1 protein-coding gene is annotated in these 255 nt (G+C 42.7%); it reads right to left on the bottom strand.

The window, feature by feature from the left end:
* The coding region (locus LZD48_RS18645; protein WP_235764159.1) for a transposase at positions 1 to 255 on the bottom strand (255 nt) is incomplete at both ends.

Here is a 255-nt window from a genome sequence, read left to right as displayed (position 1 = left end):
TTTTTCGCTTCAATCATATAACGATCCCGAGCTAATTCTTGGAACACTTCTGTTTCTTGGAATGCTTTTTGATCCCTATGCTCCGTAGACTTCAAGGTCACGGTGTATGTTTTTGACTTAGCACCTTCTTTGTAACATCCATCGCGCAATGGGCAGACCTTACACTTTTCGATGTCAAATCGATACTGAACTTCGGAATTTCGATCTTTCCTTTTTACGGATCGTTTCCCGGTAGCTAAATGCCCCGCTGGACAA

The sequence above is a fragment of the Oceanobacillus alkalisoli genome (assembly GCF_021556485.1).
Lineage (GTDB): Bacteria > Bacillota > Bacilli > Bacillales > Amphibacillaceae > Oceanobacillus > Oceanobacillus alkalisoli.
Note: the sequence above shows the minus strand (reverse complement) of the source record. Positions and strands in the feature narration are given on the sequence as shown.